The organism is Enterobacter sp. ECC_219_Taxon_10 (assembly GCF_058354905.1).
In genome coordinates this window covers 2,657,155-2,680,805 of sequence record NZ_CM178005.1, presented here as the reverse complement: position 1 = coordinate 2,680,805, position 23,651 = coordinate 2,657,155, and the positions used below count along the sequence as shown (strand labels likewise).

General features: G+C 54.5%; 20 protein-coding genes. 16 read left to right on the top strand and 4 right to left on the bottom strand.

Translation table 11 applies throughout. The features are described from left to right. The first annotated feature begins 19 nt into the window (after positions 1-19). The 11 genes from AC4ICF_RS12795 to AC4ICF_RS12745 all read left to right on the top strand — a co-directional run bounded on the left by AC4ICF_RS12795 (position 20) and on the right by AC4ICF_RS12745 (position 12,720). The gene (locus AC4ICF_RS12795; protein ID WP_439209810.1) at positions 20-1,717 is read left to right on the top strand and encodes a sugar phosphorylase; all 1,698 of its coding nucleotides are present in this window, start codon (positions 20-22) and stop codon (positions 1,715-1,717) included. A 13-nt stretch (positions 1,718-1,730) separates the two neighbouring features. Next, positions 1,731-3,023, top strand: a complete 1,293-nt coding sequence (locus AC4ICF_RS12790; protein ID WP_316379277.1) for an ABC transporter substrate-binding protein — start codon at positions 1,731-1,733, stop codon at positions 3,021-3,023. 22 nt (positions 3,024-3,045) lie between these two features. Next, on the top strand, positions 3,046-3,927 hold the full coding sequence (locus tag AC4ICF_RS12785; protein WP_028013373.1) for a carbohydrate ABC transporter permease: 882 nt from the start codon (positions 3,046-3,048) through the stop codon (positions 3,925-3,927). Then, complete coding sequence (locus tag AC4ICF_RS12780) at positions 3,914-4,756, top strand: carbohydrate ABC transporter permease (protein WP_151413656.1); 843 nt, start codon at positions 3,914-3,916, stop codon at positions 4,754-4,756. Before AC4ICF_RS12785 ends, AC4ICF_RS12780 begins: the two co-directional genes overlap by 14 nt. 30 nt (positions 4,757-4,786) lie before the next feature. Next, a complete protein-coding gene (ycjQ, locus tag AC4ICF_RS12775) occupies positions 4,787-5,839 on the top strand; it encodes a D-guloside 3-dehydrogenase (protein ID WP_116339535.1) in 1,053 nt (350 codons plus the stop codon). 17 nt (positions 5,840-5,856) lie between these two features. Continuing rightward, on the top strand, positions 5,857-6,645 hold the full coding sequence (ycjR, locus tag AC4ICF_RS12770; RefSeq protein ID WP_166711400.1) for a 3-dehydro-D-guloside 4-epimerase: 789 nt from the start codon (positions 5,857-5,859) through the stop codon (positions 6,643-6,645). Between the two features lie 11 nt (positions 6,646-6,656). Next, a complete protein-coding gene (ycjS, locus tag AC4ICF_RS12765; protein WP_316379276.1) occupies positions 6,657-7,715 on the top strand; it encodes a D-glucoside 3-dehydrogenase in 1,059 nt (352 codons plus the stop codon). Beyond that, on the top strand, positions 7,709-9,988 hold the full coding sequence (locus tag AC4ICF_RS12760) for a glycoside hydrolase family 65 protein (RefSeq protein WP_316379275.1): 2,280 nt from the start codon (positions 7,709-7,711) through the stop codon (positions 9,986-9,988). Before ycjS ends, AC4ICF_RS12760 begins: the two co-directional genes overlap by 7 nt. Continuing rightward, positions 9,978-10,643: a beta-phosphoglucomutase gene (gene pgmB / locus AC4ICF_RS12755; RefSeq protein WP_316379274.1), complete on the top strand. Its 666-nt coding sequence runs from the start codon at positions 9,978-9,980 to the stop codon at positions 10,641-10,643. The genes AC4ICF_RS12760 and pgmB overlap by 11 nt, the downstream gene beginning before the upstream one ends. Positions 10,644-10,656: 13 nt before the next feature. After that, positions 10,657-11,739 (top strand): ABC transporter ATP-binding protein, encoded by a 1,083-nt coding sequence (locus AC4ICF_RS12750; RefSeq protein ID WP_316379273.1) that lies wholly within the window; start codon positions 10,657-10,659, stop codon positions 11,737-11,739. A gap of 66 nt (positions 11,740-11,805) precedes the next feature. Continuing rightward, positions 11,806-12,720 carry an OmpG family monomeric porin gene (locus tag AC4ICF_RS12745; protein WP_316379272.1) on the top strand — a complete coding sequence of 305 codons (915 nt, stop codon included), beginning with the start codon at positions 11,806-11,808 and terminating at the stop codon, positions 12,718-12,720. A gap of 33 nt (positions 12,721-12,753) precedes the next feature. Here AC4ICF_RS12745 and AC4ICF_RS12740 read toward each other — a convergent pair whose 3' ends face one another. After that, positions 12,754-13,764 (bottom strand): LacI family DNA-binding transcriptional regulator, encoded by a 1,011-nt coding sequence (locus AC4ICF_RS12740; protein ID WP_316379271.1) that lies wholly within the window; start codon positions 13,762-13,764, stop codon positions 12,754-12,756. 155 nt (positions 13,765-13,919) lie between these two features. On the opposite strand from AC4ICF_RS12740, the gene AC4ICF_RS12735 reads away from it, so the two are divergent. The 3 genes from AC4ICF_RS12735 (at position 13,920) to tyrR (ending at position 18,020) form a co-directional block, all read left to right on the top strand. Next, positions 13,920-15,317 carry a YcjX family GTP-binding protein gene (locus AC4ICF_RS12735; RefSeq protein ID WP_192984231.1) on the top strand — a complete coding sequence of 466 codons (1,398 nt, stop codon included), beginning with the start codon at positions 13,920-13,922 and terminating at the stop codon, positions 15,315-15,317. Continuing rightward, positions 15,314-16,366, top strand: a complete 1,053-nt coding sequence (locus AC4ICF_RS12730; protein ID WP_316379270.1) for a YcjF family protein — start codon at positions 15,314-15,316, stop codon at positions 16,364-16,366. The genes AC4ICF_RS12735 and AC4ICF_RS12730 overlap by 4 nt, the downstream gene beginning before the upstream one ends. Positions 16,367-16,478: 112 nt before the next feature. Further along, positions 16,479-18,020 carry a transcriptional regulator TyrR gene (tyrR, locus tag AC4ICF_RS12725; RefSeq protein WP_163330870.1) on the top strand — a complete coding sequence of 514 codons (1,542 nt, stop codon included), beginning with the start codon at positions 16,479-16,481 and terminating at the stop codon, positions 18,018-18,020. A gap of 33 nt (positions 18,021-18,053) precedes the next feature. Here tyrR and AC4ICF_RS12720 read toward each other — a convergent pair whose 3' ends face one another. Both AC4ICF_RS12720 and tpx read right to left on the bottom strand, forming a co-directional pair. Further along, positions 18,054-19,262 carry an aldose 1-epimerase family protein gene (locus AC4ICF_RS12720; protein ID WP_316379269.1) on the bottom strand — a complete coding sequence of 403 codons (1,209 nt, stop codon included), beginning with the start codon at positions 19,260-19,262 and terminating at the stop codon, positions 18,054-18,056. Positions 19,263-19,537: 275 nt separating this feature from the next. Continuing rightward, a complete protein-coding gene (tpx, locus tag AC4ICF_RS12715) occupies positions 19,538-20,044 on the bottom strand; it encodes a thiol peroxidase (RefSeq protein WP_116339558.1) in 507 nt (168 codons plus the stop codon). Positions 20,045-20,151: 107 nt separating this feature from the next. Between tpx and ycjG the strand changes: the two genes are divergently transcribed. Beyond that, positions 20,152-21,117 (top strand): L-Ala-D/L-Glu epimerase, encoded by a 966-nt coding sequence (gene ycjG, locus AC4ICF_RS12710; protein ID WP_316379268.1) that lies wholly within the window; start codon positions 20,152-20,154, stop codon positions 21,115-21,117. Here ycjG and mpaA read toward each other — a convergent pair. Then, positions 21,108-21,821: a murein tripeptide amidase MpaA gene (gene mpaA, locus AC4ICF_RS12705; protein WP_116339562.1), complete on the bottom strand. Its 714-nt coding sequence runs from the start codon at positions 21,819-21,821 to the stop codon at positions 21,108-21,110. The genes ycjG and mpaA overlap by 10 nt on opposite strands. 185 nt (positions 21,822-22,006) lie before the next feature. Here mpaA and AC4ICF_RS12700 point away from each other — a divergent pair, with 185 nt between their 5' ends. Next, positions 22,007-23,623, top strand: a complete 1,617-nt coding sequence (locus AC4ICF_RS12700) for a peptide ABC transporter substrate-binding protein (RefSeq protein ID WP_166711384.1) — start codon at positions 22,007-22,009, stop codon at positions 23,621-23,623. Positions 23,624-23,651 lie beyond the last annotated feature (28 nt).

The following is a 23,651-nucleotide window of genomic DNA, read 5'->3' as shown; positions in this document are numbered from 1 at the left end:
CCTTCGTGGGACCGCTACCATGGAAAATAATGTGAACGCAAAAATTAAAAATATTATCAATCATATTTACGGTGAATCATTTTCTGAAGCACATTTTAAAATGTTATTAACAAAGCTTGAACAAGCTGCTGTTGATATTACAGAAAAGCGTAAATCAGGCTGGGATGAAAAAGACGTTGTTCTGATTACCTACGCCGATCAGTTCTCCGCGAAAGGGGAGAAAGCGTTGCCGGTATTTACCCGCTTTTATAATGAGTGGCTTGCTCGCACGTTTTCCCATGTCCACCTTTTACCTTTTTATCCGTGGTCCTCTGATGACGGGTTTTCCGTTATTGATTACCACAACGTTGCGCCTGAAACCGGAACCTGGCAAGACGTTGCTGATTTAAAACAGTCCGCCAGTTTAATGTTTGATTTCGTGTGCAACCATATGTCAGCAAAAAGTGAATGGTTTGCTAATTATCTTGCGCAGAAACCTGGCTACGAAGATTTCTTTATTGCTGTCGATCCTGAAACCGATTTATCTGCGGTAACGCGTCCTCGCGCATTACCGTTGCTGACGCCATTTACGCTGCATGATGGCAGCGTGCGTCATCTTTGGACCACCTTCAGTGATGACCAGATCGATCTCAACTTCGCCTCGCCTCAGGTGCTGATTGCGATGGTTGACGTGCTGCTCCATTACCTGGCGGAAGGGGCGCGTTATATCCGTCTGGATGCCGTCGGGTTTATGTGGAAAATCCCTGGAACAAGCTGCATCCACCTGGAACAGACCCACTGTCTTATCCAGCTTTTCCGTGCCATTACCGAGGCCGTGGCACCAGGAACGGTGATCATTACTGAGACTAACGTTCCTCATAAGGACAATATCTCTTACTTCGGTGACGGTGAAAATGAAGCCCAGATGGTCTATCAGTTCTCCTTGCCACCGCTGGTGCTGCATGCAGTGCACCGTCAGGATGTTAAAGCTCTCTGTCAGTGGGCGGGATCGCTGGCGCTGCCTTCAACAAAAACAACCTGGTTCAACTTCCTGGCGTCTCATGACGGTATCGGTCTGAACCCGCTGCGCGGCATTTTGCCGGAATCAGAAATCTTCGCACTGGTTGAGAAACTTCAGCAGGAAGGGGCACTGGTCAACTGGAAAAATAATCCTGACGGAACGCGCAGTCCTTACGAAATCAATGTGACCTATCTTGACGCGTTAAGTGCGCAAAACAGTTCCGATGATGAACGCATTGCGCGCTTTATTCTGGCGCATGCGGTGCTGTTAAGTTTCCCAGGCGTACCTGCCGTGTATATTCAAAGCATTCTTGGCTCCCGTAACGATTATGAAGGGGTCGAGCGCCTCGGCTATAACCGCGCGATAAACCGCAAGAAATATACCGCGGGTCAGGTTGATCTTGAACTTAATAATAAAAATAGCATTCGTCATAAGATTTATTCCCGTTTAAGCGAATATATTGCGATCCGACGTGGGGAAAGTGCGTTTCACCCTGATGCACAGGCAATTTTTGAATCACTGGATGAACAAATTCTTAAAATTGTTCGCGTGGCTGAAAATGGTGAGAGAATTACAGCGCTGTTTAATTTTAGTAATAACGTTCATACCGTTTATGGGGACACGCTTACTGGTATGGAATTACTATCAGGACAAGCTGTTAGCGGTAAAGAACTGACCCTCAATCCATGGCAGGTTATGTGGATTAAAGAAAACTAAAAAGGACCCTAAAATGAAAATGCCCAAAATTGTGCTGTTATCAGCGCTGGTTTCGTGCGCCCTGTTATCAGGCTGTAAGGATGATAAAGCGTCTGCTGTGACCATTGAGTTCATGCACTCGTCAGTAGAGCAGGAGCGTCAGGCGGTTATTACGAAACTGATCGAAAAATTCGAGAAAGAAAACCCTGGCATTACGGTGAAGCAGGTACCGGTGGAAGAAGACGCCTACAACACCAAGGTGATTACGCTCGCCAGAACGGGCGCGCTGCCTGAAGTGATTGAAGTCAGCCATGATTACGCGAAAGTCATGGATAAGGAACAGCTGCTGGATCGCAAGGCTGTCGGCGACGTCATTAAAGCGGTAGGCGAAAAGTCCTTCTATGACGGGATCCTGCGCGTTGTGCGTACCGAAGACGGTACAGCCTGGACGGGGGTGCCGATGAGTGCCTGGCTGTCCGGCGTCTGGTATCACAAAGATGTGCTTGCTGCCGCGGGTATCCAGGAGCCGCATAACTGGGAACAGCTGCTGAACGCCAGCCAGAAACTTAACGACCCGGCCAGGAAACATTACGGCATTGCGCTGCCCACAGCGGAAAGCGTCATGACCGAGCAGGCGTTCTCTCAGTTTGCGCTGTCCGGCGGCGCGAACGTTTTTGATGCCAACGGAAACGTTGAAATTGATACCCCTGAAATGGCGAAAGCACTGGCGTTCTATAAAACGCTGGCCGCGACCACCATGCCGGGCTCGAACGACGTCATGGAGATCAAAGATGCCTTCATGAACGGTTCTGCACCGATGGCTGTCTATTCCACCTACATCCTGCCGGCAGTATTCCAGGATGGTAACCCTGCCAACCTTGGCTTCGTCGTGCCTACAGAAAAGTCCTCTGCCGTTTACGGCATGGTCACGTCGCTGACGATCACCACCGGCCAAACCGAAGAAGAAACGCAAGCGGCTGAAAAGTTTGTGACGTGGATGGAGCAGGCTCAAAACGCAACCGACTGGGTCATGATGTCGCCGGGCGCGGCGCTGCCGGTGAACACGCTGGTGGTAGGCACGGACACCTGGAAAAACAACGACGTGATTAAAGCGTTTGGGCAACTGCCTTATGAGCTGATCGCCCAGTTCCCGAACGTGCAGGTATTTGGCGCTGTCGGCGACAAAAACTTCACGCGCATGGGCGATGTGACAGGCTCCGGCATTATCAGCTCCATGGTGCATAACGTCACTGTGGGTAAACAAGATCTCAGCGCAACGCTTAGCAAGAGCCAAAAGCGACTGACTGACCTGATTTCACAACGATAGGAGCGCTCTGCGGAAGGAAATTATGAAGACGTTGTTTTCTGGTCGTTCAGATATGCCTTTCGCCATGCTGCTGTTGGCCCCCAGCCTGATTTTGCTGGGGGGCCTGGTGGCCTGGCCAATGATTTCCAATATTGAAATCAGTTTCTTACGTCTGCCGCTTAACCCGCGTATTGATGCGGTGTTCGTCGGCCTGGATAACTACATCCGCATTCTGGGGGATGCTGCGTTCTGGCATTCACTGTGGATGACGTTCTGGTATACGGCGCTGGTCGTGCTCGGCAGCACCGGGCTGGGGCTTGCCGTCGCCATCTTCTTTAACCGTGAGTTTCGTCTGCGTAAGACGGCGCGTTCGCTGGTGATTTTATCCTACGTGACGCCGTCTATTTCCCTGGTGTTTGCCTGGAAATACATGTTCAACAACGGCTACGGCATTGTGAACTATTTGGGCGTCGATCTGCTGCATCTGTATGACCAGGCGCCGCTCTGGTTCGACAACCCTGGCAGCAGCTTTGTGCTGGTGGTGCTGTTCGCCATCTGGCGTTACTTCCCGTATGCCTTTATCTCATTCCTGGCAATTTTGCAGACCATTGATAAATCGTTGTACGAAGCGGCAGAGATGGATGGGGCAAACGCCTGGCAGCGTTTCCGTATCGTCACGTTGCCCGCCATCATGCCTGTGCTGGCAACGGTGGTCACGCTGCGAACTATCTGGATGTTCTACATGTTTGCGGATGTTTATCTGCTGACCACGAAGGTCGATATTCTGGGCGTGTATCTCTATAAAACCGCCTTTGCATTCAACGATCTGGGTAAAGCAGCCGCCATTTCCGTTGTGCTGTTTGTGATCATCTTCGCCGTCATTCTGCTGACCAGAAAAAGGGTAAACCTCAATGGCAACAAATAAACGCATACTGGGCCGTATTGGTTTCTATCTGGGGCTGGCGGTATTTCTGATTATCACGCTGTTCCCGTTCTTCGTGATGCTGATGACGTCATTCAAGAGCGCGAAAGAGGCCATATCGCTGAATCCGACTATTCTGCCGCAGGCGTGGACGCTTCAGCATTATGTCGACATCTTTAACCCGCTGATCTTCCCGTTTGTGGATTACTTCCGCAACAGCATGGTGGTGTCGCTGACGTCGTCGGTAATTGCGGTGTTTCTCGGCACGCTGGGCGCTTACGCCTTGTCCAAGCTGCGTTTTAAAGGACGCACGACGATCAATGCGAGCTTCTACACCGTCTATATGTTCTCCGGGATATTGCTGGTGGTGCCGCTGTTCAAAATCATTACCGCGCTCGGCATTTATGACACTGAACTGGCGCTAATCATCACCATGGTGACCCAGACATTGCCTACGGCGGTATTCATGCTGCGCAGCTATTTCGACACCATTCCGGACGAAATAGAAGAGGCCGCGATGATGGATGGTCTGAACCGACTGCAAATCATCTTCCGCATTACCGTGCCGCTGGCCATTTCCGGTCTCGTGTCGGTGTTTGTTTACTGCTTCATGGTGGCATGGAACGACTACCTGTTTGCCTCCATTTTCCTGTCCAGTGCCAGCAACTTTACCCTGCCGGTCGGGCTGAACACGCTCTTTAGTACGCCAGATTATATCTGGGGTCGCATGATGGCGGCATCGCTGGTGACGGCGCTTCCGGTGGTCATCATGTACGCACTCTCTGAACGTTTTATTAAAAGTGGTTTGACCGCCGGTGGCGTCAAGGGCTAAGGCGGCCAATTTTTTTATCAGGAGCAAGTTATGAAGAAGTTAGTTGCGACAGCGCCACGCGTGGCGGCGCTGGTGGAATATGAAGACCGTGCTGTGGAAGCACATGAAGTGAAAATTCGCGCCCGCTTTGGCGCCCCGAAGCACGGAACGGAAGTCGTGGATTTCCGCGCGGCAAGCCCGTTTATTGATGAAGAGTTCAACGCAGAGTGGCAGATGTTCACGCCGCGTGAAGAGGGCGCTGCGCGCGGTATCGAATTCGGTAAGTTCCAGCTGGGTAACATGATCGTTGGCGACATTATTGAATGCGGTGCAGACGTGACGGAATACCAGGTCGGCGACAGCGTCTGCTGCTACGGCCCGCTGCAGGAAACGGTCATCGTTAACGCGGTGAACAACTATAAGCTGCGTAAAATGCCGCAGGGCGCGTCCTGGAAGAATGCCGTTTGCTACGATCCGGCGCAGTTCGCCATGAGCGGCGTGCGTGATGCCAACGTCCGCGTGGGCGACTTTGTTGTCGTGGTCGGTCTGGGAGCCATCGGGCAGATTGCAATTCAGCTGGCGAAAAAAGCCGGTGCGTCAGTGGTTATCGGCGTTGATCCGATTGAACACCGCTGTGAGATCGCTCGTCGTCACGGTGCGGACCACTGCCTGAATCCAATCGGTACCGATGTGGGTCTGGAAATCAAAAAGCTGACCGGCAAGCAGGGCGCAGACGTGATCATCGAAACCAGCGGGTTTGCGGATGCACTGCAGTCTGCGCTGCGCGGACTCGCCTATGGCGGAACCATCTCCTACGTGGCGTTCGCCAAGCCGTTTGCCGCGGGTTTCAACCTCGGCCGCGAAGCGCATTTCAACAACGCGAAGATTGTCTTCTCCCGCGCCTGCAGTGAACCCAACCCGGACTATCCGCGCTGGAGCCGCAAGCGTATCGAAGAGACCTGCTGGGAATTGCTGATGAACGGTTATCTGAATTGTGAAGATCTGATCGACCCGGTCGTGACCTTCGCCACCAGCCCGGAAAGCTATATGAAGTATGTCGATCAGCACCCGGAACTCAGTATCAAAATGGGCGTCACTTTTTAAGCTAAGGACAGCAAATCATGAAGATCGCAACACAAAACCAGGCCTTTTTCCCGTCCAGCATTATGGAAAAATTCGAGTACATCAAAGCAATGGGTTTTGATGGCTACGAAATTGACGGCCGCCTGCTGGTTGAAAACCTCGACGAAGTGAAAGCCGCTATCAAAGCCACTGGCCTGCCGGTGACGACAGCATGTGGCGGATACGATGGCTGGATCGGTGATTTCATCGAAGAACGCCGTCTGAACGGGTTACAGCAGATCGAACGCATTCTGGAAGCGCTGGCGGAAGTCGGCGGAAAGGGCATTATCGTGCCTGCTGCCTGGGGGATGTTTACCTTCCGTCTGCCGCCAATGACCTCCCCACGCAGCCTCGACGGTGACCGCAAAGCGGTTAGCGCCTCGCTGCGCTGGCTGGATGAGGTGGCGGCGCGCACCGGTACTACAGTCTATCTGGAACCGCTGAACCGCTATCAGGATCATATGATCAACACCCTGGCAGACGCGCGTCGTTACATCGAAGAGAACGGCCTGAAGCACGTGCAGATCATCGGCGACTTCTATCATATGAATATTGAAGAAGACTCGCTGACGGACGCGCTGCATCAGAACCGCGATCTGCTGGGTCATGTGCACATTGCAGATAATCATCGCTATCAGCCGGGCAGCGGCAGCCTTGATTTTGCCAGCCTGTTCGACCAGCTGCGTGCCGATAACTATCAGGGATACGTGGTATATGAATGCCGTGTTCGCGCCGAGGATCCGGCTAAGGCTTATCAGGACTCTCTCACTTATTTGCGTGAATGCTAAGGATGACGAGCGTGATGAGTGCTTCTACACCTTCGCCTCTGCGCGTCGCCATTATTGGCGCCGGGCAGGTCGCGGACAAAGTGCATGCCTCGTATTACGCCACGCGCAGTGATGTTCAAATGGTGGCTGTCATGGACAGCCGCCTTGAGCAGGCACAGGCGTTCGCGGAACGTTATGCTATTCCATCGGCATGGCAGGACGCTCACGAGATGTTGCAGGCAGTAAAACCGGATGTGGTGAGCGTCTGTTCCCCCAACCGGTTCCATTTTGAACACGTGATGGCGGCCCTTGCAGCGGGTTGCCACGTTATGTGTGAAAAGCCCCCGGCGATGACGCCGGAACAGGCCGACCAGATGCGCATCGCGGCGCGCAAGGCAGGAAAAGTCCTGGCGTACGATTTTCACCATCGCTTTGCCCTGGATACCCAACTGCTGCGTGATGCGGTAATGAACGGGACGCTCGGTGAAGTTTACTTCACCTCGGCGCAGGCACTGCGCCGCTGCGGCGTACCGGGATGGGGCGTTTTTACCAACAAATCGTTACAGGGTGGCGGACCGCTGATTGATATCGGCATTCATATGCTTGACGCCGCAATGTATGTTCTGGGTTTCCCGGCGGTAAAACGGGTGACCGCGCACAGCTTCCAGAGGCTGGGAAACCGTAAAAGCGCCGGTCAGTTTGGCGAGTGGGATCCTGCGCAATTTACCGTGGAAGATGCCCTGTTTGGCACGATTGAATTCTGCAACGGCGGCATTCTGCGTCTGGACACTTCCTTTGCGCTTAACATTCGCGATCAGTCCATCATGAACGTCTCTTTCTGCGGAGAAAAGGCGGGTGCAACGCTGTTCCCGGCGCACATCTACAACGACGAAGCCGGTGTTTTAGAAACCGTTACCCAGCGCGAAGAGGCGGACGATCAGCGCCATCTGCGCAGCATGGATGCCTTTGTGCGCCATGTGCAGGGAGAGCCCGTCATGATTGCCGATGCAGAACAGGGACTGGTTATTCAGCAGCTTGTCGCCGCGCTGTATGAATCAGCAGAAACAGGGGAAAGCGTGACATTATGCTGAACGTGTCTGTATTAACCGATCCGGGCTTTTGTCCTCACAGCCTGAATAAATATGCCTCTGTCATGGCCACCGGCAATGGCTACATGGGCATTCGCGCTGTGCACGAAGAAGATTACACCCAGCAGACCAGAGGCATGTATCTCGCGGGGCTGTATCACCGTGCGGGGCGCAATGAGACCACTGAGCTGGTCAATCTGCCGGATATCACCGGGATTGATGTTGAGCTGGATGGCATCAATTTCACCCTCCTTTCAGGGGAAATCTTTGAGTGGCAGCGCGAGCTGACCTTTGCGAACGGCGAGCTGCATCGTAACGTGGTCTGGCGTTCACCCAACGGGAAGCGCTATAGGCTGGAGAGCCGTCGTTTTGTGTCGCTGGACCAGTTGCCTTTAGTGGCTATGCAGCTCTCGATCACGCCTCTTGATGACGCCACGCAGGCGGTGCTGAAAACCGGCATCGACGCAACGCAAACGAACAGCGGCAGACAGCATCTGGATGAAGTCTCGGTCAGGGTTTTTGACCAGCACTACATGCAGGGCGTGTATGAAACGCAGGATCGGGCGTCAGAGGTTGTTGTTTCGGCGTTTTGTCAGCTATCAGCGAAGAGCGACAGCTGCTTCACCGCCAAAAATCGACGTCTCAGCGTTCACCATTCGCTGACGATTGCTCAGGGTGACACTGTCACGCTTGAGAAAATCGTCTGGCTGACGCATCGCAGTGATAAAGCGCTGTCGCAGGAGTCTTTCGCGCGCAACGCACTGGCCGATCTCAAAGTCTCTGCGGCAAGAGGTTACGACGCGTTGCTTGAAAGCTCAGCGTATGCCTGGAAAGACGTCTGGCGTGACGCTCGGGTGGAGGTGGCTTCTGCTGAACATCAGGATCAGATGGCGCTGGATTATGCTGTCTGGCATCTGACCACGATGACGCCTGCCCATGACGAGCGAAGCAGTATTGCTGCAAAAGGGCTGACGGGAGAGGGTTATAAAGGCCACGTTTTCTGGGATACCGAAATTTTCCTGCTGCCTTTCCATCTGTTTACCCGCCCGCAGATTGCCCGTAGCCTCCTGCGCTATCGTTGGCTTAATCTCTCAGGCGCCCGGGAAAAAGCCCGTCGTAACGGCTGGCCTGGCGCGCTGTTCCCATGGGAAAGCGCCGCAAGCGGAGAGGAAGAGACGCCAGAGTTCGCGGCGATTAACATCCGCACCGGGGTACGCCAGAAGGTGGCTTCCGCACTCGCTGAACATCACATCGTGGCAGATATCGCCTGGGCAGTAGTCGCTTACTGGCAGGCGACGCACGATGATGCCTTTATGCGTAACGAAGGCCTGACGCTGCTGATGGAAACGGCCTTGTTCTGGATGGGACGCGCCACTGAAATCAATGGTCGTCTGGAAATCCATGACGTGATCGGACCGGACGAATACACCGAGCACGTGAACAACAACGCCTACACCAACTATCTGGCCTGGCACAACGTGGCCTGCGCGCGCCAGTTTATGGCGATGTTTGAGCGTGAGGATGTGCGTTTCACGGAGAATGCCACGCAGTTCCTGGCGCGCTTATGGCTGCCAGAGGCCGATGCAGACGGTGTGATCCCGCAGGATGATACCTTCATGTCTAAACCTGCCATCGATCTGAGCCGCTACAAAGCCAAAGCGGGTAAACAGACGATTCTGCTCGATTATTCCCGCGCGGAAGTGAACGAGATGCAGATCCTTAAGCAGGCCGATGTGGTGATGCTTAACTACCTGTTGCCGGAGCGGTTTACGCCACAGCAATGCGCCACCAATCTGGCGTTTTATGAGCCACGCACGATCCATGACTCATCCCTGAGCAAGGCCATTCACGGGATTGTCCTCGCGCGCTGCGGTGACACTCAGGGGGCCTATGCCTTCTGGCGCGACGGCATCGCCATTGATTTGGGCGACGATCCGCACAGCAGCGATGAGGGCATTCATGCCGCGGCCACCGGTGCGATCTGGTCTGGCGCAATTCAGGGGTTTGCTGGCCTGCAAATCATTGAAGGGGAACTGCATCTCGCGCCGAAACTGCCTGCTCACTGGCAGAAACTTGCCTTCCCTCTGCGGTGGCGGAACGCAACCATGCACTTCACCTATGAAAACGAGGTGTTAACCATTGAAACCACGGCACCTGCCACGCTGACGCTGTGGGGCAAAACGCTGCACGTATCGGAGCGAAAAGTTTGCGTCTGTAAGGACTTTTCTGCATCCGCTGTTGGGACCGCTACCACGGAGGGGCACCATGACGCTTAAGGCTGTCGTATTCGATCTGGACGGTGTGATCACCGATACCGCACATCTCCACTTTCTGGCGTGGCGCGCCGTGGCGGAAGACATTGGCATCACCTTTGATGAAGTCTTTAACGAACAGCTGAAGGGGATAAGCCGCATGGATTCCCTCCAGCGCATTCTCAAGCATGGCGATAAAACGGGGATGTTTAGCGAGGAGCAGTGCCTGGCGCTTGCGACGAAAAAAAACGCGCTTTACGTCCAGTCGCTGGCATCACTAACGCAGGATTCTCTGCTGCCGGGGATCCGCGACGTGCTGGCGGAGATCCGTGCCGCGAAGGTCAAAATTGGGCTGGCATCCGTATCGCTCAATGCCCCAGGGATTTTGCACGCGCTGGGCATCGATGGGGCCTTCGATTTTTGCGCTGATGCTTCCCGCATTCCCCGCTCAAAGCCGGACCCGGAGATCTTTCTTGCAGCCTGTGCGGGGCTGAATGTGCGCCCTGAAGAGGCCATCGGCATTGAAGATGCCGCTGCGGGTATTGAAGCAATCAACGCCGCAGGAATGCTGTCGGTCGGGATTGGGCCTGGCCTTAACCATGCGGGATTACAACTTCATTCAACGCGGGAACTGACCTGGAAATGCCTGACAGATTTCTGGGCGTCCCGGGCGTATTGATAAGGAATAAATTATGGCTCAACTGTCTCTGAAACATATTCAGAAAATCTATGATAACCAGGTCCACGTGGTTAAGGATTTCAACCTCGAAATTGAAGACAAAGAGTTTATTGTTTTCGTCGGTCCGTCGGGATGCGGTAAATCTACCACACTGCGAATGATTGCCGGTCTTGAGGAGATCAGCGCGGGTGAACTGATTATCGACGGCGTTTGCATGAATGACGTGCCCGCCAAGTCTCGCGATATTGCGATGGTATTCCAGAACTACGCGCTTTATCCGCATATGACGGTCTACGACAACATGGCGTTTGGCCTGAAAATGCAAAAAATAGCGCCCGCGGTGATTGAAGAGCGCGTTAACTGGGCGGCGCAGATTTTGGGGTTACGTGAATATCTGAAGCGTAAACCCGGTGCTTTATCGGGTGGTCAGCGCCAGCGCGTGGCGCTGGGCAGGGCGATCGTGCGTGAAGCGGGCGTCTTCCTGATGGATGAGCCGTTATCCAACCTCGATGCCAAGCTTCGTGTGCAGATGCGTGCCGAAATCAGCAAGCTGCACCAGAAGCTTAACACCACCATGATCTATGTAACGCACGACCAGACGGAAGCCATGACGATGGCGACCCGCATCGTGATCCTAAAAGACGGCATCATTCAGCAGGTGGGTGCGCCGAAGCAGGTATACAACGAGCCGGCAAATATGTTTGTCGCAGGGTTCATTGGCTCTCCGGCGATGAACTTCATTCGTGGCGCTATCGACGATCGCTATTTCGTAACGGAAACGCTGCGTCTGGAGATCCCTCAGGACAAGCTGGCCGAGCTGAATGCGCAAGGTTACCAGCGTAAAGCGGTCGTCTTCGGGATCCGTCCGGAAGATATTCTCACCCTGCAGAGCAGCGGAGAAGATATCACGGCGAAAGTCAGCGTCGCCGAGCTTACCGGAGCCGAATTTATGCTTTATGCCACCGTGGGCGGCCATGAACTGGTTGTCCGTGCGGGCGCGGCCAATGACTACGTAGCCGGAGATACTATCGGCATTCAGTTCGATATGAATAAGTGCCATTTCTTCGACGCCGATACCGAAGCGGCTATTAGATAAGAAAGGTGTTTGCCGGAAATGCAAATTTCCGGTTTTTTTGTTTGTTAATTATAAAGGGAATATTTAATGAGTACTCTACTAAGAAGTGCTGCGCTCATTCTGTGCGCAGGGGTTAGCTGCGCGCAAGCAACAGAATCCGCAAAGCAGTGGGCGTTTAATATCGGTGCCATGTATGAAATTGAAAACGTCGAAGGTCAGGGCGACGATAAAGATGGATTATATGAACCTTCCGTGTGGTTTAATGCAACATGGGATGCCTGGACGATCTCTCTGGCAATGTATCAGGAAGGACCGGTTGATTATAGCAGCATGACGCGTGGTACCTATTTCGATCGCCCGGAATTTGAATTACGCTATCGCTTTATCGGCACCGATGATTTTACTTTCGGTCTGACCGGTGGCTTCCGCAATTATGGTTATCACTTTAAAGATGAGCACGGTGCCAAAGACGGCAGCGCTAATATGCAGCGCTACAAAGTTCAGCCTGACTGGGATATTAAATTAACCGAAGACTGGCGCTTTGGCGGCTGGTTTGCCATGTACCAGTTTGCCAACGATCTGGAAAAAACCGGTTATTCTGACAGCCGCGTCGAGACCGAAACGGGCTTTACCTGGACTATTAATGAAACCGTCTCCGCCAAGGTGAATTACTATTTAGAGCGCGGCTTCAATATGGACAGCTCGCGCAATAACGGCGAGTTTTCTACCCAGGAAATTCGTGCCTATCTGCCGCTCTCGTTAGGCCAGACGACGTTAACGCCTTATACCCGACTGGGTCTCGATCGCTGGTCAAACTGGGACTGGCAGGACGATCCAACGCGTGAAGGACATGATTTCAACCGTCTGGGTATGCTGTACGCCTATGATTTTAACAACGGCTTATCCATGACGCTGGAATATGCCTACGAATGGGAAAACCACGATGAAGGTGAGAGCGATCGCTTCCACTATGCGGGTGTCGGCGTGAACTACGCGTTCTGATAACCTATTACCAGGGGCGATTGCCCCTGGTTTTTAGCGCAAGGACGCTGCATCCGAAAAATGCGTTTCAACCAATACCTTATGCGGCGCAGGTTTACCCGCAATACGCTTAAATAACACGTTGCAGCTCTCTTCGCCGAGCTTTCTCGTCGGGATATCAAACCCACCGGGAGCAGGAGTTAATACGAGAGACAGCATCGGATCGCTGTATCCTGCCATGGCAACCTGCTCGGGAACCATCAGATTTAACTCATCCGCTGCCCGATAAAGACCCAGCAATTTCATGCTGTCTGTGGCAAAAACGGCATTGGGCGGGTTATCGGACGAGAGTAATTTGCAGGCTGCCTGAAGCGCGCTTTCATGGGTATATCCGCCATCAATGACCCAATCCGGGTTAATGGCGATACCCTGCTTCTCAAGGCTGGATTTATAGCCAGCAAGGCGATCGATAGAAACGTGATAATCGAGCGGGGCATGCAGACAGGCAATTTTTGTTCGTCCATGTTCAATAAACGAATCGACCAAAATAGCGCTGTCGTGGAAATTGTCCGTATCAACAGAATAAATATTCTGGAACTTACCTTCTACTTTCCCAATAACCACTACGGGCACACCGTATTCGTCCAGCGTGGTGAAAAAAGATTCGTTTGCCGGTGAACTCAGCATGATGATCCCTTTGATCATCTTCTGCTTTATTTTCCCTACGCACTTCTGCAGATCGTCCTCACTGCTTTTCGAGGTTTGTAAAATAACGTCAAACCCTTCTTCTTCCGCTTTTGCCGTAATGGCATGAAGAACGTCGGAGAAAAAAGGGTTACCGGCTGTGGTTTTGGTCGAGCGGGTCGAAATAACCATAATGGCATCGAAGCCAGAAGAGGTCAGGGCGCGGGCCAGTTTGTTGGGCTGATAATTTAATTCGTCTATCGCCTTCAGCACTTTGTCTCGCGCTTCAGGGGAAATATTCGTTTGTTTATTCAGAACTCGGGAAACGGTTGATTTCGATACGCCCGCAACCCGTGCGATATCATAGATGGTGGGTGACATACACCTTACTCACTCCGGACTGACAGCAATGTGGTTCATCTTACTGGAGAGAAAACGGCAATAGCAATAAATAAGAATTGATAATCAACGATCTGCCCCCATTTATTGTATTCTGAAGCCATACATTCCAGGCTTCCGGGCAATGAAGGATGGCGATGAAGCGATTTAAGAACGAATTCAACTCACTGGTGAACCGCGGCGTTGATCGACATCTGCGTCTGGCTGTCACCGGCCTGAGCCGCAGCGGTAAGACGGCGTTCATCACCGCGATGGTAAACCAGTTGCTGAACCTGCACGCCGGCGCGCGCCTGCCGTTGCTCAGCGCCGTGCGGGAAGAGCGTCTGCTGGGCGTTAAGCGCGTCCCTCAGCGTGATTTTGGCATACCGCGTTTTACCTACGACGAAGGGCTGGCGCAGCTTTACGGCGATCCGCCCGCGTGGCCGACGCCGACGCGAGGCGTCAGTGAAATTCGCCTTGCGCTGCGCTTTCGCTCTAATGAATCGCTGCTACGTCACTTTAAGGATACCTCCACCCTGTATCTGGAAATCGTCGATTATCCTGGCGAATGGCTGCTCGACCTGCCGATGCTGGGGCAGGACTACCTCAGCTGGTCTCGTCAGATGACAGGCTTGTTGCAGGGGCAACGCGCAGAGTGGTCGACGAAGTGGCGACAGCTGTGCGAAGGCCTGGATCCGCTGGCGCCTGCGGATGAAAACCGTCTGGCGACCATTGCTGAAGCCTGGACGGCCTATCTGCACCAGTGCAAACAGGAAGGGCTGCACTTTATCCAGCCGGGCCGTTTTGTCTTGCCGGGTGATTTAGCAGGCGCGCCCGCGCTGCAGTTCTTCCCGTGGCCGGACGTGGACGGCGCAGGCGAGTCGAAGCTGGCGCAGGCAGACAAACACACGAACGCCGGAATGCTGCGCGAGCGTTACAATTACTACTGTGAAAAGGTGGTCAAAGGTTTTTATAAAAACCACTTTTTACGTTTCGACCGCCAGATTGTGCTGGTGGATTGCCTGCAGCCGCTCAACAGCGGGCCGCAGGCATTTAACGATATGCGCCTCGCGCTGACGCAGCTGATGCAGAGTTTCCACTACGGGCAGCGGACGCTGTTCCGTCGTCTGTTCTCACCGGTGATCGACAAGCTGCTGTTTGCAGCCACAAAAGCCGATCACGTTACGGTCGATCAGCACGCCAACATGGTTTCTCTGCTGCAGCAGCTGGTGCAGGACGCCTGGCAAAACGCCGCGTTTGAAGGCATCAGTATGGATTGCCTCGGGCTCGCATCGGTGCAGGCGACGCAAAGCGGCCTGATTGACCTTAACGGCGAGAAAATACCGGCATTACGCGGGAATCGGCTCAGTGACGGCGAGCCGCTCACCGTCTATCCCGGCGAAGTCCCCGCGCGGCTGCCGGGCCAGGCCTTCTGGCAGAGCCAGGGCTTCCAGTTTGAAGCCTTCCGCCCTCAGACCATGAGCGTCGATCGGCCGTTACCGCACATCCGTCTGGATGCGGCGCTGGAGTTTTTGATTGGAGATAAATTGCGATGACGGAACCGTTAAAACCGCGCATAGACTTTACCGGAACGCTTGAACCTGAGCGTCAGGACGCCTTTAAAACGGCGCAGACGTTCAGCGGCGTGCAGGCGGAGAACTTTGCCCCGGCGCTGCCGGACGATCCCGCCGTTGAGGAAGGTCCGGCGGAGGCGGTCGTGGAAGCCGCTCTGCGTCCAAAACGCAGCCTGTGGCGCAAGATGGTCACCGCCGGTCTGGCGCTGTTTGGCGTCAGCGTGGTCGGGCAGGGCATGCAGTGGGCGATGAACGCCTGGCAAACCCAGGATTGGGTCGCGCTGGGCGGTTGTGCCGCGGGCGCGCTCATCGTGGGGGCAGGTATCGGGTCGGTTGCCACCGAGTGGCGCCGCCTCTGGCGTTTGCGACAGCGCGCGCACGAGCGTGATGAAGCGCGGGATCTTCTCCACAGCCACGGCACCGGCAAAGGCCGCGCCTTCTGCGAAAAACTGGCCAGCCAGGCCGGTATCGATCAGTCACATCCGGCGCTTCAGCGCTGGTATGCCGCCATCCATGAAACCCAGAATGACCGGGAGGTGGTCACGCTCTATTCCCATATGGTTCAGCCGGTACTGGATGCGCAGGCGCGACGCGAGATTAGCCGCTCGGCGGCGGAGTCTACGCTGATGATTGCCGTCAGCCCGCTGGCGCTGGTGGATATGGCCTTTATCGCCTGGCGTAACCTGCGCCTCATCAACCGTATAGCGAACCTTTACGGCATAGAGTTGGGTTACTACAGCCGGCTCAGGCTGTTCAAACTGGTCCTGCTCAATATCGCCTTTGCGGGCGCGAGCGAGCTGGTGCGCGAAGTGGGAATGGACTGGATGTCGCAGGATCTGGCGGCGCGTCTCTCCGCCCGTGCCGCTCAGGGCATTGGCGCGGGCTTACTGACGGCGCGTTTGGGTATCAAAGCGATGGAGGTGTGCCGACCGCTGCCGTGGATTGATGGCGATAAGCCGCGGCTGGGGGATTTCAGGCGAGAGCTGATCGGTCAGCTGAAAGATACGCTCAATAAAAAGCCGACTCCGTAAGGCGTTGTTCATTAATCGTGCTGGCTGTCAATATTTGTTGACAGCCATCTTCCGGTTCACCGTGTTCTGACATATCATTTTAAGGTTATTGGCTTAAAACGGTGAATTTCCCATGCGTCTTGAAGTCTTCTGTGAAGACCGTCTCGGTCTGACCCGCGAGTTACTCGATCTTCTTGTTTTACGTAGCATTGATTTACGTGGCATTGAGATCGATCCTGTCGGGCGAATTTACCTCAATTTTGCCGAAATTGAATTTAACACCTTCAGCAGCCTGATGGCGGAAATCCGCCGTATCGCTGGCGTTACGGATGTACGCACCATCCCCTGGATGCCCTCCGAACGTGAGCACCTCGCCCTGAGCGCGCTGCTTGAAGCGATGCCTGAGCCGTTCCTCTCTTTGGATCTGAAAAGTAAAGTCGAGCGCGTTAACCACGCGAGCTGCCAGCTTTTCGCGCAGAGCCAGGAGAAGCTCAGCAACCACCACGCCGCGCAGCTGATCCCCGGTTTTAACTTCCAGCGCTGGCTGGACAGCAATCCGCAGAATACGCATAGCGAGCACGTGGTGATAAACGGGCAGAATTTCCTGATGGAGATCACCCCGGTCTATCTGAAAGGGGAAGGAGACACCCGCGTATTGACCGGTTCGGTGATCATGCTGCGCTCGACGCTGCGCATGGGTCGCCAGCTGCAAAACCTCTCCAGCCAGGATGTCGGCGCGTTCAGCCAGATTATTGCCGTCAGCCCGAAAATGCGCCATGTGGTTGACCAGGCGCGCAAGCTTGCCAGCCTGACCGCGCCGCTGCTGATTACCGGCGATACCGGTACCGGGAAAGATCTGCTGGCGCACGCCGTGCACCTGGCAAGCCCGCGTGCGGCAAAACCGTATCTGGCACTTAACTGTGCCTCGATTCCGGAAGATGCTGTTGAAAGCGAGCTGTTTGGTCACGCGCCGGAAGGCAAGAAAGGGTTCTTCGAGCAGGCCAACGGCGGCTCCGTGCTGCTGGATGAAATCGGCGAAATGTCGCCGCGTATGCAGGCCAAACTGCTGCGCTTCCTGAACGACGGGACCTTCCGCCGCGTCGGAGAGGATCACGAAGTGCATGTGGACGTGCGCGTTATCTGCGCCACCCAGAAAAACCTGGTGGAGCTGGTGCAAAAGGGGATCTTCCGTGAGGATCTCTATTACCGCCTTAACGTCCTGACGCTGAACATTCCGCCGCTGCGCGACTGTCCGCAGGACATCATGCCGCTAACGGAGCTGTTTGTGGCCCGCTTTGCCGACGAGCAGGGGGTTCCGCGTCCGAAGCTGTCTGCCGATCTCGGCACGGTGCTCATGCGCTACGGCTGGCCGGGCAACATCCGTCAGCTTAAAAACGCCGTTTATCGCGCGCTCACTCAGCTGGAAGGCTATGAACTGCGCCCTCAGGATATCCTGTTGCCGGATTACGACGCCGGGACGGTGTCGGTAGGCGAAGAGGCGATGGAAGGCTCGCTGGATGATATCACCAGCCGCTTTGAGCGCTCCGTGCTTACGCAGCTGTACCGCAGCTATCCCAGCACCCGAAAGCTGGCAAAACGTCTTGGCGTCTCGCATACCGCGATTGCGAATAAGCTACGTGAGTATGGGTTAAATCACAAGAAAGGTGACGAATAACAAAAAGCCTCTGTAAAGAGGCTTTTTTGATGGTTATTCCTTTGCCAGCGGCGTGGTCACGATTTCTGTTTTTGTCTCTCCCTGAATCGACGCAATCCTGCTTTCGACATCTTTCACCTGCTGCGCGCTGTGTAGCAGGGTATAGGTCAGATCAAATTGAGCGCTGGCACCTGGCAGCAGCTGCTTAACCCGCTTCTGCTCGCGTTCAATGGTGACGGGGTAGGCGTAGCTGGTGCCCGGCTCAATCCCCGTGACATAGCCCTGTTTTGGCGTATCGGTATTTTTCCACAGGGTCAGCACCGGCAGCTGGCGGGTATCAAACTGAATCGACGCGCCTTTGTCACCGGCTTTATTCACCACCGCTGCGAGGGTTTCGTGGTTGCTGTCGGCGAGCGGTTTGATATTAAAGACCATCTCATCAAAGCCTTTTGTCGGCCCGGCGTAGGTTTGCCAGTCGTTAACGCCCGCTTTCGCGTAATCATTGAACGGGCTTACGCTTGCCGCGGGGGCAAGGAAGCGCGCGCCTTCTTCGAGGACTGGCGCCCCGAAGTTGCTGTGATAGATGATTTGGTAATCATGAGGGTAATCGGCATGGTTTGTCAGAACGTCATGCAGGCTGAACTGGTTGGTTCCTGGAACGTAACGCAGTTCGGTCATAGTTTGCAGATCCGCTTTTTTAAACGTGCTTTCTTTGATGAGACCGCGAATACGAATTTCATGCGGGGCAGCATCCGCAATTTCTACCTCCACCTGAGAGGCCGGGGTGTTGCCTGCCTTACCGTGCAGAGTGTAAATCTGGCCGTCAGCGGAGACCGGGTGCCCAGTCCATTCGTAGCCACAGCGGACCATCATCTCGTTGAAACCTTCCAGCCAGCCAAGCCCGTTTCGGCTTTCCAGATTAATATACGCCGGGTTAACGACCTCTTTAACGGGCGAGTTCCAGCCCAGTCTGGTGCCAAATCCTTCCACATGCAGAAGGTTCATCCCGCGCGTCGGGCTTAAGGTGATGGTCAGGCCATTTTTACTGCTGATGACGATAACTTTACTGCCTTCCTGCCTGCCGCCGTGCAACACTTTTTGCTCAATGCTGAACGTTCGATCGTTAATTTTCAGCTCATCGCTGGAAATCTTCCAGTTTCCTTTTTCCACGCTGCTTTCAGCGCTTGTCAGCACCCAGGTTTTAGCTGCGGAATGGCCCGAAACCAGTACCGAAAGGAGCGTTAAAGCCAGTTTTATTTTCATATTTATCCCTTTTTGCTGAAACGATTATTTAACATCGTAAGCAAATCTAATGTTTTGGCGATGAGGGAAATGTGATGTGCCTCACTGAGGGTAAATACAGGGATATTTAACGATTGATTTGCGGGTATGATCGCTTTATCGATGAATTCTTAATGCTATTTTGCATAAATATTGTGATCCAAATTGATTTATGCTTTAACGATTCAGCTGGCGATTAATAAAAAACCCCGCCATAGCGAGGTTTTGAAAAAGCGGTATAAAATGCTAAGTAATGATTATGCTTTCAGCTTGTCCAGCGCGGCGGTGTAATCCGGCTCGGTAGTGATTTCATTAACCAGTTCGCTGAAGACGACAGTGTCGTTTTCATCAAGAACCAGTACCGCGCGTGCTGCCAGACCTTTCAGAGGGCCTTCGGCGATGCTGACGCCGTAATTTTCGAGGAAATCCGGGCTGCGCAGGGTGGAGAGAGTGATAACGTTGCTCAGGCCTTCAGCGCCGCAGAAGCGAGACTGAGCGAACGGCAGGTCAGCAGAAATGCACAGCACAACGGTGTTGTCCATTTCAGTTGCCAGCTGGTTGAATTTACGCACGGAGGCGGCGCAAACCCCGGTATCAATGCTCGGGAAAATGTTCAGCACTTTGCGTTTACCCGCAAACTGAGCCAGTGTGACGTCAGACAGATCTTTAGCCACCAGAGTAAAAGCCTGCGCTTTGCTGCCAGCCTGCGGAATGGAACCTGCAACAGCAACCGGGTTGCCCTGGAAATGAACGAGTTGTGACATAGATATCTTCCTGTTTACATATAGTTAACGTCGGGGCTAGTGTATGCCATCCGCGGATAACACGGCAAACCAAATTTTTCGCCTTTTCGGGCCGCAAGGAGTCAGTGATGAGAAGCGTTAAGGTCTATGAAGAAGCCTGGCCATTGCATACCCCGTTTGTGATCTCTCGCGGCAGCCGTAGCGAAGCCAGCGTGGTGGTCGTTGAAATCGAAGAGGACGGTTTTAAAGGTGTAGGGGAGTGCACGCCTTACCCACGCTATGGAGAAAGCCTCGCGTCGGTGATGGCGCAGATCATGACGCTGGTGCCGGACCTGCAAACCGGGCTTACGCGCGAGGCATTACAGCAGCGTTTGCCCGCCGGTGCCGCACGCAACGCTATTGATAGCGCGCTCTGGAGCCTGGAGGCGGCGAAGCAGCAGCAACCGCTGACAGCATTGCTGGGCGTGGCGCTGCCGGAATCGGTGGCTACCGCGCAAACGGTGGTGATTGGCGATCCGGAACAGATGGCCGCCAGCGCAAAAGCGCTTTATGACGCCGGGGCCCGGCTGCTGAAGGTGAAGCTCGACGATCGTCTGATTAGCGAGCGAATGGTCGCCATTCGCGCGGCGGTACCCGCAGCCACGCTAATTGTTGATGCCAATGAATCATGGCATCCGGAAGGGCTGGCTGCCCGCTGTCAGCTGCTGGCCGACCTGGGGGTGGCCATGCTGGAGCAGCCTCTGCCAGCAAAAGAGGATGCGGCGCTGAAGAATTTTATCCATCCGTTACCCGTTTGTGCGGATGAAAGCTGCCACACCCGCGCGAGTTTGAGCGAGCTGCAGGGCCGCTACGAGATGGTCAATATTAAGCTCGACAAGACCGGCGGGCTGACGGAGGCACTGGCCCTGGCGGAAGACGCCCGGGCGCAGGGTTTTTCGCTGATGCTGGGCTGTATGCTCTGTACGTCCCGGGCGATCGGCGCGGCGCTACCGCTGGTCAATCAGGTCCGTTTCGCCGATCTGGACGGCCCGACGTGGCTGGCGGTTGACGTATCACCCGCGCTCCATTTTACCAGCGGCGTGCTTCATCTCTGAGGCTGCCAGCGCAAAAGCTCCACCATGGCTTTTAAGTATTTTTCGCTGGCTTCGTCGGACGAGATTGCCGGGAATTCAGCGGTAATACAGGGCAGGCTCAAATCGGCGCACCAGCTACCGAACGAGCCTGGCGTTTCATAGCCCACGCTGGTCACGAGCGGCAGGGCGAACGCGTCTGCCAGCCACGCGCCGAGCTCAGAGTGGCGCGGATCTTCAATGCAGGCCAGCGGATCGTGGAACGAGACCACCCACGCGGGGTGGATCTTATGGATAAGCTGGCACAGCGCCTGGGTTTCCGGCTCTGAGCCTGGCTTATCTCCCGTCAGCAGAACCACATCACGCTCCTCGGCGGAGCTGTTCCAGCGATACACCGTTTCCCCGGCGCGCCAGTTTGCTGCCGGAAAATTACGGTTTAAGTCAACGCCTCGCGCATTGGCGCGAAGCCCCAGCTGACAGCCGTCCGGATTTACCGCCAGAATCACATGATGACGTCGCAATGAAGGCGTCAGCGTCCGCAGCGCGCAGGAAAGCGTCACGATGGAGGAGTTCTCGTCCCCGTGTGTGCCGGCAAGAATCAAGCCGCTGTCGCGGTCTGCGTCAGGGGCGGGGAACCAGATCAGCGATGCGCCTAAAAACGAGCGGCCATATTGCTCAGCGCCCGGTGGAAAGGCGCCGCGTTCCGCTCTCGGTCGGGTGGTTGCCATACGAAATCCTGATAAAGAAAGCACTACTGGCAGTGTTGTGCAAAACACGCTGTTAATCAAATAGTTTCCGTAACGGCTGAGAATTGCCTTAAATCACTATTCAGGAGTAAGTTATTTGCATTTCTCTTTGTCGAAACAAATAATTACGCATCTGCTTATTACCTGAATTTATTAAAGGGGATCTTATGAAGCATCCTGTTTCGCGTCTTTTTGCCGCACTGTGCCTGTGCGGACTCTCTTCACTTACTTTTGCTGCTGATGTGCCGCAGGGCACTGCGCTGGCGCAAAAGCAGGAGCTGGTCAGGCATATTAAAGACGAACCGGCTTCGCTGGACCCGGCGAAAGCCGTGGGATTGCCAGAGATTCAGGTGATTCGCGATCTCTTCGAAGGTCTGGTTAACCAGAATGAGAAAGGGGAGCTGGTGCCGGGCGTGGCGACGCGCTGGCAGAGTAATGATAACCGCATCTGGACGTTTACCTTACGCGATGACGCGAAATGGTCCGACGGTTCCCCTGTCACCGCCCAGGATTTTGTCTACAGCTGGCAGCGTCTGGTTGATCCGAAAACCACCTCTCCGTTTGCCTGGTTTGCCGCGCTGGCGGGAATCAATAACGCGCAGGCCATTATTGACGGTAAAGCCGCGCCCGATACGCTGGGGGTGACGGCGGTGGATGCCAGGACGTTACGCGTCCAGCTGGACAAACCGCTGCCGTGGTTCAGCAACCTGACGGCGAACTTTGCCTTCTATCCAGTACAAAAAGCTAATGTCGAAAGCGGTAAAGAGTGGACGCGGCCGGGCGCGCTGGTAGGGAACGGTGCTTACGTTCTGAAGGACCGCGTGGTGAATGAAAAGCTGGTTGTGGTGCCCAATACGCACTACTGGGACAATGCCAAAACGGTACTGCAAAAGGTCACCTTCGTGCCGATTAATCAGGAATCGTCGGCCACCAAACGCTACCTGGCAGGGGATATTGATATTACCGAATCGTTCCCGAAAAACATGTATCAGAAGCTGCTGAAGGATATTCCGGGGCAGGTGTATACGCCGCCTCAGTTGGGCACGTATTACTATGCGTTTAACACGCAAAAGGGCCCAACGGCCGATGCCCGCGTCCGTCTTGCGCTGAGCATGACTATCGACCGTCGCATTATGGCGGAAAAGGTGTTAGGCACGGGAGAGAAACCCGCCTGGCACTTTACGCCTGACGTGACGGCAGGGTTTACCCCGGACGCCTCGCCGTTTGAGCAGATGTCGCAACAGGAGCTGAACGCCCAGGCCAAAACCTTGCTGCAGGCCGCAGGCTACGGTCCTCAGCGCCCCCTGAAGCTGAACCTGCTGTACAACACCTCGGAAAACCACCAGAAAATCGCCATTGCGGTGGCCTCCATGTGGAAGAAAAATCTCGGTGTGGATGTCAAGCTGCAAAACCAGGAGTGGAAAACGTACATCGACAGCCGTAATACCGGCAACTTTGACGTGATCCGCGCCTCATGGGTAGGCGATTACAACGAGCCATCAACCTTTTTGTCGCTGCTGACCTCAACCCACAGCGGCAATATCTCCCGTTTCAGTGACCCGGCCTACGATAAGATTATCCACCAGGCGACGCTGGAAACCACGGCGAAAGCGCGTAATGCCGACTACAACATGGCGGAGAAAATTCTTATGGAGAAGGCGCCCATCGCGCCAATTTACCAGTATACCAACGGCCGCCTGATTAAGCCCTGGGTGAAGGGTTACCCCATCAACAACCCGGAAGACGTGGCGTATAGCCGGACGATGTATATTGAAAAGCACTAATCAAGTACTGGCGCGGCTTGCGGCGCCA

Excerpts from the sequence above, each read along its gene's own strand:
- AC4ICF_RS12760 (WP_316379275.1), top strand. The coding sequence starts at position 7,709 with ATGCTGAACGTGTCTGTATTAACCGATCCGGGCTTTTGTCCTCACAGC.
- AC4ICF_RS12730 (WP_316379270.1), top strand. The coding sequence starts at position 15,314 with ATGACGGAACCGTTAAAACCGCGCATAGACTTTACCGGAACGCTTGAA.
- AC4ICF_RS12780 (WP_151413656.1), top strand. The coding sequence starts at position 3,914 with ATGGCAACAAATAAACGCATACTGGGCCGTATTGGTTTCTATCTGGGG.
- tyrR (WP_163330870.1), top strand. The coding sequence starts at position 16,479 with ATGCGTCTTGAAGTCTTCTGTGAAGACCGTCTCGGTCTGACCCGCGAG.
- AC4ICF_RS12735 (WP_192984231.1), top strand. The coding sequence starts at position 13,920 with ATGAAGCGATTTAAGAACGAATTCAACTCACTGGTGAACCGCGGCGTT.
- AC4ICF_RS12785 (WP_028013373.1), top strand. The coding sequence starts at position 3,046 with ATGAAGACGTTGTTTTCTGGTCGTTCAGATATGCCTTTCGCCATGCTG.
- AC4ICF_RS12750 (WP_316379273.1), top strand. The coding sequence starts at position 10,657 with ATGGCTCAACTGTCTCTGAAACATATTCAGAAAATCTATGATAACCAG.
- AC4ICF_RS12740 (WP_316379271.1), bottom strand. The coding sequence starts at position 13,764 with ATGTCACCCACCATCTATGATATCGCACGGGTTGCGGGCGTATCGAAA.
- tpx (WP_116339558.1), bottom strand. The coding sequence starts at position 20,044 with ATGTCACAACTCGTTCATTTCCAGGGCAACCCGGTTGCTGTTGCAGGT.
- ycjG (WP_316379268.1), top strand. The coding sequence starts at position 20,152 with ATGAGAAGCGTTAAGGTCTATGAAGAAGCCTGGCCATTGCATACCCCG.
- AC4ICF_RS12790 (WP_316379277.1), top strand. The coding sequence starts at position 1,731 with ATGAAAATGCCCAAAATTGTGCTGTTATCAGCGCTGGTTTCGTGCGCC.
- AC4ICF_RS12700 (WP_166711384.1), top strand. The coding sequence starts at position 22,007 with ATGAAGCATCCTGTTTCGCGTCTTTTTGCCGCACTGTGCCTGTGCGGA.
- AC4ICF_RS12745 (WP_316379272.1), top strand. The coding sequence starts at position 11,806 with ATGAGTACTCTACTAAGAAGTGCTGCGCTCATTCTGTGCGCAGGGGTT.
- AC4ICF_RS12795 (WP_439209810.1), top strand. The coding sequence starts at position 20 with ATGGAAAATAATGTGAACGCAAAAATTAAAAATATTATCAATCATATT.
- ycjR (WP_166711400.1), top strand. The coding sequence starts at position 5,857 with ATGAAGATCGCAACACAAAACCAGGCCTTTTTCCCGTCCAGCATTATG.
- ycjQ (WP_116339535.1), top strand. The coding sequence starts at position 4,787 with ATGAAGAAGTTAGTTGCGACAGCGCCACGCGTGGCGGCGCTGGTGGAA.
- mpaA (WP_116339562.1), bottom strand. The coding sequence starts at position 21,821 with ATGGCAACCACCCGACCGAGAGCGGAACGCGGCGCCTTTCCACCGGGC.
- pgmB (WP_316379274.1), top strand. The coding sequence starts at position 9,978 with ATGACGCTTAAGGCTGTCGTATTCGATCTGGACGGTGTGATCACCGAT.
- AC4ICF_RS12720 (WP_316379269.1), bottom strand. The coding sequence starts at position 19,262 with ATGAAAATAAAACTGGCTTTAACGCTCCTTTCGGTACTGGTTTCGGGC.